This is a genomic window from Paenibacillus sp. AD87, assembly GCF_001659845.1.
Lineage (GTDB): Bacteria > Bacillota > Bacilli > Paenibacillales > Paenibacillaceae > Paenibacillus > Paenibacillus marchantiae.
In genome coordinates this window covers 840,264-853,253 of the sequence record NZ_LXQN01000007.1, presented here as the reverse complement: position 1 = coordinate 853,253, position 12,990 = coordinate 840,264, and the positions used below count along the sequence as shown (strand labels likewise).

Genomic DNA, 12,990 nt, shown 5'->3' with positions numbered 1-12,990 from the left:
GTTACGTCATTCAATAGAAAACAGCTATACGTTAATGCCTAATTTGTTCAGCGCCACTCGTAAAATGTCATCGTTATTATCGTATCCACTATGCTGCTGTCTAGACCAAGCTTCTTCCGGAGCGTACCAATCCACACCTTTGATTTCTTCAATCTGAGGCTGCAGGTCGCCGCTTTCCGCTTCAACGAGATAATAATGAACTTCCTTGTCCACCGGACCAAACTCTGCATGCTGATACGTATAGGAAATGATATCGACGGGTTCTACTATTCGGCCGACCATGCCTGTCTCTTCCAGAATCTCACGCAGTGCGGTCTGTTCCACCGTTTCTCCATCTTCCATTTTGCCCTTGGCGAGAGTCGTTTTGCCGTAGCGATCTACAATCAGTTGAATTTGAAGCTTTCCGTCTTCTCCCGTGCGGTAGACGACTCCGCCTGCCGAAATTTCTTTTCTGTTCATGTTGCTCTCCCCCATTACGGAATTGTCTTCATCTTTTTTTGGAAAAAGAAGGACCTCATCTCCACGGGTACGCTCCCCAAGGAAATGAAATCCTTGTTTCTGACGCCTCGATTACATCGCTGCGGACTTGAGATTTTCTTCCAACACACGAACCAGCGTAGCCTGGCTTTCATTCACACCCGCTTCGGTCACTTTGACACGGCATACCTTGCCGACCATATCCATCGAACCATCAAAGACCAGCTGAATGTAGTTGTCACTGTAACCGTGCAGTTTACCACTGCCTTCACGGCCCTTGGCTTCACCTTCAGGAATGACATCCAGTACTTGTCCCACAAACTGCTTGGCGTATGCCAGTTGCATTTGCTCGGATAGATCAATCAGTTCATGCACGCGTGCATTTTTGACTTCTTCATCCACCTGATCTTCCATACGTGCTGCCGGTGTTCCGGTACGCTTGGAATATGGGAATACGTGCATTTCGGAAAAACCAATTTTTTTCATCAACTCGTAGCCATTACGGAACATCTCATCCGTCTCACCCGGGAACCCAACAATAACGTCAGTTGTGATCGCTACATCCGGCATCGCTTCCCGAATGCGAAGCATTTTATTGTAAAACTCTTCGGTCGTATATTTACGGCGCATACGTTTCAGTACGGTATCATCGCCCGCTTGCAGCGGAATGTGGAAGTGGCGTACGAGTTTGTCTGAACGTTTGATCACATCCAGCATCCGATCATCAATCTGACTGGCTTCGATCGAACTGATCCGAATACGCTCCAGGCCTTCAACTTTGTCCAAGTCCCATAGGAGATCCGTCAGATCGTAATTCTCCATGTCATCCCCGTATCCACCAGTATGAATGCCTGTCAGGACAATTTCCTTGTACCCGGCGTGCACCAGTTGATGAGCCTGTTGGATGATGCTATTTGCTTCCCGGCTACGGGAAAGTCCACGTGACCACGGAATAATGCAGAACGTACAGAAGTTATTGCAGCCATCCTGAATTTTCAGAAATGCACGGGTACGATCGGCAAAATCCGGTACGTCCATCTCTTCAAATACCCGCGTTTTCATGATGTTGCGCACAGCATTGACGGGCTGACGTGATTCCTGAATTTCATTGACATATGGCAAGATTTTGTCCCGATCCTGTGTACCAATAACAAGATCCACGCCAGGGATGTCCAGAATCTCTGCCGGAGAAGTTTGCGCGTAACAGCCTGTAACGGCTACAATCGCATCCGGGTTACGCCGAATGGCACGACGGATAATCTGGCGGCTTTTTTTGTCGCCGGTATTGGTTACTGTACAAGTATTAATCAAGTATACATCCGCTGTCTGTTCGTCAAAGTCTACCTGATCGTATCCTTCATTTTTGAACAATTGCCAAATCGCCTCTGTATCATAAAAATTAACTTTGCAGCCTAAGGTGTAAAACGCCACGGATGGCATAATTACATTCCCCCCATTTCTCCGGATTCATATAAGACGCAAGTTAGCGCCGCCATTCCAGCTGTCTCGGCCCGCAAGATGCGTTTGCCCAGTCCAACGGATACAGCACCCGCCTGATCGGCTTCAATCGTTTCCCTCTCCGAGAATCCGCCCTCAGGTCCAACAACAATCAACACTTCTGCACTCGCACCAGGTGCAAGCTGCTCCACAAACGGCTTCAATGCGTCTCTTAATTGCTTGCCGTTTTCCTTTTCATAACAATAACATACCAGACTGTAGCCCTCAAAAGAAGATAGCAGCCCTTTCCAGGAAAGTGGCTGCTCGACGGATGGAATGCGGTTCCGATGGCTTTGTTCAGCGGCTTCCTTGGCGATTTTCCGCCACCGCTCCAACCGTTTGCCTTCTTTCTTGGCATCATATTGCACAATCGTACGCTCAGACAGGAAAGGAACAAAGGAAACTGCTCCGATCTCTGTACATCTTTGGATGACCGTCTCCATCTTATCGCCTTTTGGCAAGCTTTGAGCCACGGTTACACGTATCCGTGCTTCATGGTCCATTTCGAGGGGTTCCACAATATTCGCTGTTACTTGCTGGGCTTCGATGCTTTCAATCTCCACCAAAGCTTCTTTGGAGTTTCCGTCACTGACAATCAGTTTATCTCCAGGTTTACCACGCATCACTTTGCCGATATGGCGCGCATCATCACCCGTGATGACTACGGAATGTTCATTAAACTGTTCTGCAGATACAAAATAACGCTGCATTCGTCTATCCACCCATTCTGTCCTGTTATGACTGGAATTCACCCCGCCTGATGGCAGGCGTGAATCCAATCGCCACAGATGATCATACAACTTTTATGTCTATCTGACCAGTATTTCAGCCCTAGAGGTACGTGTTGCTTATCGATATAATTCAATGATTAGTTTTGCCAGATCCACATACATCGTTTGTGCAAACTCATACAACGGTTGAATCGTCACATTTTGCAGCGGAGGTATAACCAAAATCAGCAGGAAGATAAAAATCGACCATTGCTCCACTCCTTGTAGCTTGCGACTGATAGATGGTGGCAATACGTCTTCAAGAATCCGATAACCATCCAGGGGTGGCAACGGTATAAGGTTAAACAGAAACAAGAAAAAGTTCGTCAGATTAAAAATAGAGAAAAACATGGATATCGCTGTGAGCAATCGCTCATTTTCTATACTCCCCAGCGCTCCCGAACCAACCAATGAAGCGTAAATAATTGTACCGATAATCGCAAGCAGCAGATTGCTTAGTGGCCCTGCTGCAGAGACGATAACACCCATCAATCTTGGTTTGTCAAAGTTCGCCCGATTAACTGGAACGGGTCGTGCCCAACCGAAGCCAGCAATAACGAGCAATAGCACCCCAAACAAGTCAAAGTGTACGACCGGATTGAGGGTAACCCGGCCTAGCAGCTTGGCCGTTGGATCGCCGAATTTGTTGGCAAAATAGGCATGAGAGAATTCATGGACCGTAAAAGCAATCAGGATCGTCAACAGGAAAAACGGCAGTTGATCCAGTGGATAACGAAAAAACGAGTTTAAATCCATCGGTTACCTCTTTCTGGCCACAAACGCGATCCAGTCCTCATCGCGATGAACCGAACTTATTTCGAAGCCGGAAGCAACGAGCGCATCATGGACGAGCTGCTCTTTATTTTTCCAAATGCCTGAAGTAATATAAACGCCACCAGACTCTAGCGCATGATAGACATCATCCACAAATAGCATAATTATTTCGGCCAAAATGTTGGCAACAATAACTTTCACCGGAAGCTTCACGCCCAGCGCAGGGTCCTGACTGCCCAGAACAGACAGCAAATCACTCTCTTTCACCGTAATTTGTTGTCCCAGCCCATTTAGTTCCACATTTTCTTTGGCACTTGCTACCGCAACCGGATCGAGGTCAAGCGCAAGCACATGTTTTGCACCGAGATGGACAGCTCCAATGGCCAAAATACCAGAGCCTGTACCTACGTCAATGACTTCCTCGCCACCCTGAATGACCGATTCCAGTGTACGCAGACAAAGTGAAGTGGTTGGATGTGTTCCTGTACCAAACGCCATGCCTGGATCAAGCTCAATAATTTTCTCATTTGGGCTTTCCGGCGTATACTCTTCCCATGTCGGTTTAATGGTTAGACGTTCCGAGACACGTACTGGCTTGAAATATTGTTTCCAGGCGTTCGCCCAGTCATTTTCATCCACTGTTCGAGTCTCAAAACGAACCTCACCCGTTTGGATATCGAATTCGGAAAGTTGTTCAATACGTGGACTTACTTCAGATTGCAATGCATCCATGTCCGTACCTTCGGAGAAGTATCCTTTAATGACCGCAAAGCCTTCAGGAATATCATTCAAAGGAGACTCGTACAATTCGCCATACGTCGTATCCCGTTTTTTATTTAAAGTACCGGACTCTTCAATCGAGACCCCTCCAGCACCCGCTTCATGTAAAAAATTCGAAATCATCTCCACAGCTTCTTCTGTGGTATGTATTGTTAGTTCATGCCATAACATACTTCGTTTTTCCTCCTCATTTTTCAAACATCCCAACTATTGTACTACACAAGCGAGCAGGAGTACAAAACCGCGGCAGTAAAGAAACAACAAAAACAGGATACCCGCAGCCTGACTGCTCGAATACCCTGTTTTAATTATGACTAAACTCGATTAACTTGTTAGCAAAAGCGTCCACCGTTCTGCGTAATCATCTCTGCAGCTTGCGGGAGAGAGTCACCGGATACGGATACGGTCAGCAAGATTTCTTGCTTGGACCTGCCTTCAGAGCCAGCATCCGGATCGTCATACACTTGTCCACCCGACAACACCTCGGTCTCATCGCTAATGAGGGAAAGTACATTCAGCTCACCACTGAATCCCCCAATCACAGCCATAGTCGAATTATCTGTGCTCTCAGGCGCTTCCAGATCCACTGAAGACGATGAGTCATTCAGACTCTCGATACTCAACTGGTTTGGGTGCAGCAATTCCAGAGCTCTGCGTGCAGATTCAGCCTCGGACCAGCTCGTAAACACCGCTTCGATAATCACTGCAGAGCGATCTTCAGTCATGAATCTCCCGACCCTGACGACGATCGGCCGCTTCACTGCGGCGCAAAGCCTCTATATCTTCATGATCCGCAGCTTCGGCACTGAATTCCACATCCTCATTTTTGGCGGACTGCATCCGTTTCATCTTTTCCGTTTTCGTTAAAATCTTGCCTGGACGTTCATGTTCTGCCATCGTTATGTTCCTCCTTCAAAATAGGTATCTATATAAAATGAACTAATACTTGTTACACTGTACCACTCCGACTGTAGTACCATCCTCCGATCGCTGTTATCCCCAGATTTCTTCATATCCCTTCTTAAAGGGAGAAATCCGGTGATAGCGTATGCTTCCGAAGTAGCTTTCTTACGAAAGCTTTCAGGCGAACGCTTCGCTTCTTCAGATTGGTTCTACAATCTCCGTTAAAGTGTAATGCTCTGTCCATCTTATATAGATTTGGTGAAACTAAATCATACCGCCGGCTTGTTCGATAATGGATAGGGCACGATGATGTACCGCCTCGTCAACAACAACGGTCAGTAATACATCTCTGCCTGTCGGTCCCTCTTGTCCGCCATCGCTCATACCGCTTGCAGAAGGATCTGCTGCAGCCATGATTCCCGCGCTGGCATTTGTGCCTAGAGCACCTGGTACCCAGGAAGAAAAACTGCCGGAAACACCCGGCGTATAGGATGCTCCACTTGGCCCGACACCCGCGTAACGACTGAATCGATTGATAGACAGGTCTTCCACTCGTAATGCCTCCAGTTTTTTGGCTGCCCCTTCCGCTTGCTCCGGGCTATGGAAATAAGCCAAAATATTTTTTTCGGTCATCCGGTTCACCTGCTTCCCTAGTTTCGGCACATCAGTAAACCACTGAATGCTCATGTCTGGTATCTTTCCGCAAGCGTGCCCATATTATGCAAAAAAGGACACCCTGCGGAAAAACCGCTGTGGTGTCCTTTTTTAAATTAATGATTAAGACTCAGTCTCCACGGAAGGCCCGTTTCACCCGGTCAAAGAAGGATTGCTCATGCTCATGAGTTTGTTCTCCATCCAGCGCAGCAATTTGGCGAAGCAGATCTTTCTGCTCGTCATTCAGCTTGCTAGGCGTAACTACAACGACTTTCACATGCTGATCCCCTTGCCCCATACCGCGCAGGCGTGGTACGCCTTTGCCTTTGAGACGGAAATACGTTCCTGTCTGTGTACCGGCAGGTACTTTCAGCTTCACTTTCTCGGACAGCGTTGGAATTTCAATCTCATCTCCCAATGCTGCCTGAGCGAAGGTAAGCGGAATTTCGCAATAGATATCATCGCCTTCACGCTCGAAGAAATCATGTGATTTCACACGGATGACAATATACAGATCTCCTGCTGGTCCTCCGCGCAGACCACCTTCACCTTCACCAGTCATACGCAATTGAGCGCCATCATCTACACCCGCTGGAATGCGAACATGAATTTTGCGTTGTTTACGTACTTTACCGCTGCCGCTGCACGTAGTACATTTTTCCTTGATAATTTGTCCCGAACCATTACAGTTCGAACAAGCACGACGGTTGACCATACGGCCAAACGGTGTATTTTGAACCACTTCCTGTTGACCACTACCTTGGCAGACGGAACAGGTTTCTGGTTTGGTTCCCGGTTTCGCACCTGAGCCATGACAAGTATCACAGCCTTCGGTACGAGGAATGGTAATGTCGGTTTCCTTACCAAATACCGCTTCCTTGAACTCAATCGTCATGGTGTATTGCAGATCGTTCCCCCGTTGCGGAGCATTTGGATCACGTCGTCCACCGCCACCGCCAAAGAACATATCGAAGATGTCGCCAAAGCCGCCGCCGCCGCCAAAATCGCCACCGCCGCCGAATCCGCCCTGATTTGGATCAATATGACCGTATTGATCATACTGCGCCCGCTTCTGGCCGTCACTGACCACATCATAAGCTTCTTTAACTTCCTTAAACTTGGCTTCCGCGTCAGCAGCCTTATTTACGTCAGGGTGATACTGACGGGCAAGCTTGCGGTATGCCTTTTTGATTTCCTCGTCGCTGGCATTTTTGCCGACGCCGAGTACCTCATAATAATCACGTTTTTCAGCCACTCTTCCACCCCCATATCATTCACCATATCGCACATCGTGACAAAAGGAAAGCCAAAGCACGGGAGCCCCGGCTATGACTTTCCCTTCGATCCGAACGTCACCGATGATTAATTCACTAGAAATCGTGAATTAGTTTTGTTTTTTATCTTCATCCACAACTTCGTAATCAGCGTCTACGACGTTGTCACGTTTTGCAGAACCTTGTTGCTCTTCAGCACCTTGAGCTGCTTGCTCTTGAGCTTGTGCTTGCTCATACAGTTTTACGGACAGTTGTTGAACGATCTCTGTCAATTCTTCTGTAGCGGCTTTGATGTCTTCCAGATTGTCGGAAGCCAGAACGCCTTGCAGTTTTTCTTTTGCAGCATTCGCTTTTTCAACTTCACCAGCGTCTGCTTTTTCGCCAAGATCTTTGATCGTTTTGTCAACAGAGTAGATCAGTTGATCTGCGCTGTTTTTCGCTTCAACGAGTTCTTTGCGTTTTTTATCTTCTTCAGCATGCAACTCAGCATCTTTCATCATTTGTTCAACTTCAGCATCGCTCAGACCGCTGGAAGAAGTGATGGTGATTTTTTGAGTTTTGTTTGTACCTTTGTCTGTTGCAGATACGTTAACGATACCATTGGCATCAATATCGAAGCTAACTTCGATTTGTGGAACGCCACGTGGAGCTGGTGGAATATCTCCCAGCATGAAGCGACCGAGGGATTTGTTACCCGCTGCCATCTCACGCTCCCCTTGCAGAACATGAATCTCAACGCTTGGTTGGTTGTCTGCATAAGTGGAGAATACTTGGGATTTGCTTGTAGGGATCGTTGTGTTGCGCTCGATCATCTTAGTGAATACGCCACCCGCAGTTTCAATACCCAGGGACAATGGAGTTACGTCAAGCAATACAACGTCTTTCACATCACCTGTCAGTACGCCCGCTTGTACAGCAGCACCCAAAGCTACAACTTCATCCGGGTTAACACCTTTGTGAGGCTCTTTACCTGTCAGTTTTTTGATTGCTTCCTGTACTGCAGGAATACGTGTGGAACCACCAACCAATACGATTTTGTCGATATCGTTAGCTGTCATTCCAGCATCACTCAGTGCACGACGAGTTGGTTCAAGCGTACGCTCAACCAGACCAGTAGAGATTTCTTCGAATTTCGCGCGGCTCAGGTTCAACTCCAAATGTTGAGGAACGCCATCAGCCACAGTAATGAACGGCAGGGAAATCGTTGTAGTCAATACGCCGGAAAGTTCTTTTTTCGCTTTTTCCGCTGCATCTTTCAAACGTTGAACCGCTGCTTTATCTTTACTCAAGTCAATACCTTGATCTTTTTTAAACTCACTTACGAGATAATCAATGATCACTTGGTCGAAGTCATCGCCACCCAGTTGGTTATCACCACTAGTCGCTTTAACTTCGAAGAAACCGTCACCCAGTTCAAGGATGGATACGTCGAATGTACCGCCACCTAAGTCATATACGAGAATCGTTTGGTCTTCGGATTTCTCCATACCGTATGCCAAAGCTGCTGCTGTTGGCTCGTTGACGATACGCAGAACTTCCAGACCTGCGATCTTACCTGCATCCTTTGTTGCTTGACGCTGACTGTCATTGAAGTAAGCTGGTACTGTGATAACCGCTTGAGTTACCGTTTGACCCAGATAAGCTTCAGCATCGGATTTCAGTTTTTGCAGGATGATTGCAGAGATCTCTTGTGGGGAGTAGTCTTTGCTATCGATTGTCTCTTTGTGGGATGTACCCATATGACGTTTAATCGACATGATAGTACGATCGGGATTCGTGATCGCTTGACGTTTAGCCGTTTCACCGACAACACGTTCTCCGTCTTTTTTGAAACCCACTACGGATGGGGTTGTACGTGCGCCTTCCGGATTTGGAATAACGACAGCCTCGCCGCCTTCCATAACTGCTACGCATGAGTTTGTTGTTCCTAAGTCAATACCGATTACTTTGCTCATCGGAAAATTTCCTCCCTCGACAATTTAAATGGATCAAATTGATCCTTATTTGTATTTGTTGTTCCTAATCGTGCTCTATGTGTGTACTAACCTTTATATTAAACTTCGGTGGCATCGTACAATCAAGAGTGAACTCACTTCATTCTTTAATAAAAATTATGAGCTAACTTTAACCATAGCCGGACGAAGTACTTTATCCTTCAGCATATAGCCTTTTTGGACTTCCTCGACAACGGTACCTTCTTCATACTCGTCGCTCTCCACTGACATGATCGCCTGGTGGAATTCGGGATTAAACGGTTGTCCTACTGTATCCATTGACGTCAGACCTTCATTGTTCAGCACAGTTTCCAGCTGACGGAAGATCATTTGGATGCCTTTGGAGAAGGACTCGACTTCAGTACCTTCCGGTACAGTAGCCATGGCACGCTCGAAATTATCAATGACCGGCACCAGTTCGGTGACCAGCTTCATCGAAGCGTATTTCGCCAGTTCTTCTTTTTCTTTTTGTGTACGACGACGGAAGTTATCAAAATCAGCTTGCGCACGGACAAAACGCTGTTGATGTTCCTCAGCTTCCGCCTTCAAACGTGCGATCTCATCTTGCTCCTGATCTGTCATCTCTTCCGCCTGCGCTTCTGCAGCTCCGGCTTCGTTGACAGGCTCCTGATCCGCTGCTGTAGTTGCTTGCTGTTCCTGTTCTTCTGCTGCGAATGATTGCTCCTCTTTCAAGATGTTCACCTCCTTATAAGAATGAAATGGTTCATTCCCTTATTTGAAGCGATGCGTTAGCATGGCCGTCAAATCACGGGATAATGTATTTAAAATATGAATGACACGTGCGTAATCCATTCGCGTAGGTCCCAAAATTCCGATGGAGCCCAAAGCCTCTCCATCCAATGAGTAGGAAGCCGTTATCAGGCTGCAATTGGCGAAGGCTTCATGATCATTCTCGGTGCCTATTCGCACCTGAATACCAGATCCACCCTGCACGGGCATCATCAATTTCATGAGTGTTGGTGTCTCATCCAGCAGGTCAAGAATATCTTTTACCTTTTCAATATCTTTAAACTCTGGCTGGGTCAACATATTGGTGGCACCACTAAGGAACAGACGATTGTCATGCTCGTTGTCAAAGGCACTGTTCAGCACCTGCATGACTTCCTCATAACGTGTAATATGCCGTTCCATCTCTTGCCCAAGCTCGGTGTAGAGACGAGACTTCAATTTGTAAATCGGCACGCCGACCAGCTTGCTGTTTAATAAACGAACTACATTCTCCATCTCCGCTACCGAAATTTCGGGTGGAATCTGAACCGTCTTGTTCTCCACCTGACCCGTGTTCGTTACGATGATGGCTACAGCCTCGCTTTCATTAAGCGGAAGCAGTTGAAAATGACGAAGTGACGTGTGAAAAACTTCCGGTCCAAGCAGGATCGAAGTATAATTCGTCATATGTGACAAAATCACTGAGGCATGCTGAATAACTTGTTCCATCACGTTCAGCTTTTCTGCGAAAAATGACTTCAGGTCGTCCAGCTCTTGTGGCTCCACCTGATTCCAGGGAACCAAATGATCGACATAATATCGATAGCCTTTGTGAGAAGGTATGCGTCCAGCCGATGTATGCGGCTGTTCCAGAAAGCCCATATCTTCAAGGTCCGCCATTTCATTACGGATCGTCGCCGGACTGTATCCAACATCTCCCCTTTTGGAAATGCTCCGGGACCCTACGGGCTCAGCTGAACGGATATAGTCATCCACTATAGCGTTCAGAATCATTCGTTGACGCTCTGTTAACATGGTGAGTATTCCCTCCTTCTGACTGTACTGTCCCATGTCGTTAGCACTCCGGTTAGATGAGTGCTAAGCGGTAATACAAAAATACCAAAATGACGTGAGCATTGTCAAGTCAGTTTCATGAGTACGCTCATCTATTTATAGTATAGACCAATGTCTCCAAGACATAACAACTTTACTGTACATCTCATGAATTAAAAAGAACCGCAGGTGAGATAGAGTATACTCGGCTCAATCCATACGGTTCATTCATTTATCAGGCTGAAATATTCAACTCTTTCAATACAGCAATCTCATCACAGCAATCCTGCTTGCTGCAATGAACACAGTCGGTCCATACTTTCTCTGGGAAAATCTCCTTATTCACCACGGCAAAACCGTTTTTGAGAAAAAAGGATACTTCATATGTCAATGCCATGACCTTGGGAATTTGCTGTTTCTCCGCTTCCTCTACCAGACGGTCCAGCAGCAGTGAGCCAATACCCATGCCTTTGTGGCCTTCGGAGATGCCGAGTGATCTGACTTCCACCAGATCATTTCCCAGACGGCAGAGAGATCCACAGCCTACAACCTGACCATTCACTTCTGCTACAACAAAGTGCTCCAGTTGTCGTTGCAGTACTTCCCGTGAACGCGGAAGCATGATCCCACGCTCTGCATAGCCCTTAATCATTTCAAATAATGGTTCAACATCTTCCGGTACGGCTTTTCTGCATATGGCCGACATCCAGCTCTCCTCCTATAAGAAGCTTTCCAGAGGAAAGCCGACTTCGTAGTTGTATAAATCACACGCTCTGTAAAATCAATATGAATAAATATACAACAGAGCGTATAGAATTTCAAGCTACGAATTCAGCGATATAGACCCGATAAACTCGGCAAAAACGTCATTTCCGAACAGGATGCCCTGCTCACTAAGCCGGAAGCCGTCTGGCGTCTTCTCCAGCAGTCCTGCATTCAACATTTTACCCAAAGGCTTCGCAAACACTTCCTCCATAGGCTCCCCGAACTGATCGCTGAACCGTGAGGATGAAGCACCTTCCAGCATTCTCAATCCAACCATCAGATAATCTTCCATTGCCTCGGCGCGGCTGATCTCAAAATGATCGAGACGCGGCAGACCTCCTTTGGAAGCTTCCACATACGGGTTTATGCCTTTTATATTCATATGGCGTTCGCGGCCTACATATCCATGTGCACCTGCACCCAGACCGTAATAGTCCTCATTACGCCAGTACGTGATATTGTGACGGCTCTCGAAGCCGGGTTTGGCAAAGTTACTGATCTCGTATTGTCCGTAACCTGCTTCTTTCATACGCTTCATTAATAGAAGATACATTTGCAACTCGTCGTCTTCATGAGGAAGCGGTAGCTGGTTCTTCTGATACAACGTATGGAAAAGAGTATTCTCTTCCACCTTCAGGCTGTATATGGAGTAATGCGGCAGATCCAGTTCCAGCGCTTTATCAATACTCTCGTTAAGCATCTCGACGGTTTGGTTTGGCAAACCAAACATCAGGTCAATGGACAAATTATGCAATCCAGCTGCTCGGGCATTTTCCAAACTGCGGTATACATCATCTGTATTATGAATCCGGCCAATACCTGTCAGCAGATCATTTTGAAAAGCCTGTACCCCAAAGCTGACGCGGTTCACTCCGCCTTCTTTCATAACGGCGAGTTTCTCCGCATCGGTCGTGCCTGGGTTAGCTTCCATTGAAAACTCAATATCATCTGCCCAATTGGGGAAATAGGTTTTAACGGACTTCAGGAATACGGCCATTTCGTCCGGTTTCAGTGCAGTCGGCGTACCGCCGCCCACAAATATGGTTTTGATTTCTCCCGGCGGATTCGCTTTAACCGTGTGTTCCATCTCCCGTTCCAGCGCTTCAAGGTATTGCATAACAGGCTGGTCCTTCAATACATAGGAGTTAAAATCGCAGTAGAAACATTTATTTGTGCAAAAGGGAATGTGAAGATACACCGCTTGGGGTGCACCTGTTTTCCGGCTGTGTGCTGCCAATGTCATGGCAAGTCCCCCTCTATTTGAAAAAAGGAAAGCCATCCGGCTTCCCTTTCAGCTTGGTTTATTGGTTATTCTGTGTT

14 protein-coding genes are annotated in these 12,990 nt (G+C 47.0%); all 14 read right to left on the bottom strand.

Annotated features, from left to right (window positions below; translation table 11 throughout):
* Window positions 1-24: 24 nt before the first annotated feature.
* The 14 genes from gpAD87_RS03890 to hemW all read right to left on the bottom strand — a co-directional run bounded on the left by gpAD87_RS03890 (window position 25) and on the right by hemW (window position 12,913).
* A complete protein-coding gene (locus gpAD87_RS03890) occupies window positions 25-459 on the bottom strand; it encodes an NUDIX hydrolase (RefSeq protein ID WP_064636374.1) in 435 nt (144 codons plus the stop codon).
* Window positions 460-570: 111 nt separating this feature from the next.
* Window positions 571-1,917 carry a tRNA (N(6)-L-threonylcarbamoyladenosine(37)-C(2))-methylthiotransferase MtaB gene (mtaB, locus tag gpAD87_RS03885; RefSeq protein WP_063567295.1) on the bottom strand — a complete coding sequence of 449 codons (1,347 nt, stop codon included), beginning with the start codon at window positions 1,915-1,917 and terminating at the stop codon, window positions 571-573.
* Window positions 1,918-1,919: 2 nt separating this feature from the next.
* Entirely contained in the window at window positions 1,920-2,684 is a 765-nt protein-coding gene (locus gpAD87_RS03880; protein ID WP_063567294.1) for a 16S rRNA (uracil(1498)-N(3))-methyltransferase, read from the bottom strand.
* 138 nt (window positions 2,685-2,822) lie between these two features.
* A complete protein-coding gene (locus gpAD87_RS03875) occupies window positions 2,823-3,500 on the bottom strand; it encodes a site-2 protease family protein (protein ID WP_063567293.1) in 678 nt (225 codons plus the stop codon).
* Between the two features lie 3 nt (window positions 3,501-3,503).
* Window positions 3,504-4,469, bottom strand: coding sequence for a 50S ribosomal protein L11 methyltransferase (gene prmA / locus gpAD87_RS03870; protein WP_064636372.1), 966 nt, complete (start codon window positions 4,467-4,469; stop codon window positions 3,504-3,506).
* 161 nt (window positions 4,470-4,630) lie between these two features.
* Window positions 4,631-5,023, bottom strand: a complete 393-nt coding sequence (locus gpAD87_RS03865) for a hypothetical protein (RefSeq protein WP_064636370.1) — start codon at window positions 5,021-5,023, stop codon at window positions 4,631-4,633.
* Window positions 5,016-5,195: a YfhD family protein gene (locus gpAD87_RS03860; protein ID WP_024628492.1), complete on the bottom strand. Its 180-nt coding sequence runs from the start codon at window positions 5,193-5,195 to the stop codon at window positions 5,016-5,018. Before gpAD87_RS03860 ends, gpAD87_RS03865 begins: the two co-directional genes overlap by 8 nt.
* A gap of 270 nt (window positions 5,196-5,465) precedes the next feature.
* A complete protein-coding gene (locus tag gpAD87_RS03855; RefSeq protein ID WP_063567301.1) occupies window positions 5,466-5,834 on the bottom strand; it encodes a hypothetical protein in 369 nt (122 codons plus the stop codon).
* Between the two features lie 151 nt (window positions 5,835-5,985).
* The gene (dnaJ, locus tag gpAD87_RS03850; RefSeq protein ID WP_064636368.1) at window positions 5,986-7,110 is read right to left on the bottom strand and encodes a molecular chaperone DnaJ; all 1,125 of its coding nucleotides are present in this window, start codon (window positions 7,108-7,110) and stop codon (window positions 5,986-5,988) included.
* Window positions 7,111-7,239: 129 nt separating this feature from the next.
* Complete coding sequence (dnaK, locus tag gpAD87_RS03845; RefSeq protein WP_064636366.1) at window positions 7,240-9,084, bottom strand: molecular chaperone DnaK; 1,845 nt, start codon at window positions 9,082-9,084, stop codon at window positions 7,240-7,242.
* 156 nt (window positions 9,085-9,240) lie between these two features.
* Window positions 9,241-9,816: a nucleotide exchange factor GrpE gene (grpE, locus tag gpAD87_RS03840; RefSeq protein WP_064636363.1), complete on the bottom strand. Its 576-nt coding sequence runs from the start codon at window positions 9,814-9,816 to the stop codon at window positions 9,241-9,243.
* 39 nt (window positions 9,817-9,855) lie between these two features.
* Complete coding sequence (gene hrcA / locus gpAD87_RS03835) at window positions 9,856-10,887, bottom strand: heat-inducible transcriptional repressor HrcA (protein WP_062328691.1); 1,032 nt, start codon at window positions 10,885-10,887, stop codon at window positions 9,856-9,858.
* A 253-nt stretch (window positions 10,888-11,140) separates the two neighbouring features.
* The gene (locus gpAD87_RS03830; protein WP_063567287.1) at window positions 11,141-11,611 is read right to left on the bottom strand and encodes an N-acetyltransferase; all 471 of its coding nucleotides are present in this window, start codon (window positions 11,609-11,611) and stop codon (window positions 11,141-11,143) included.
* A gap of 117 nt (window positions 11,612-11,728) precedes the next feature.
* Window positions 11,729-12,913, bottom strand: coding sequence for a radical SAM family heme chaperone HemW (gene hemW, locus gpAD87_RS03825; RefSeq protein ID WP_024628499.1), 1,185 nt, complete (start codon window positions 12,911-12,913; stop codon window positions 11,729-11,731).
* Window positions 12,914-12,990: the final 77 nt, after the last annotated feature.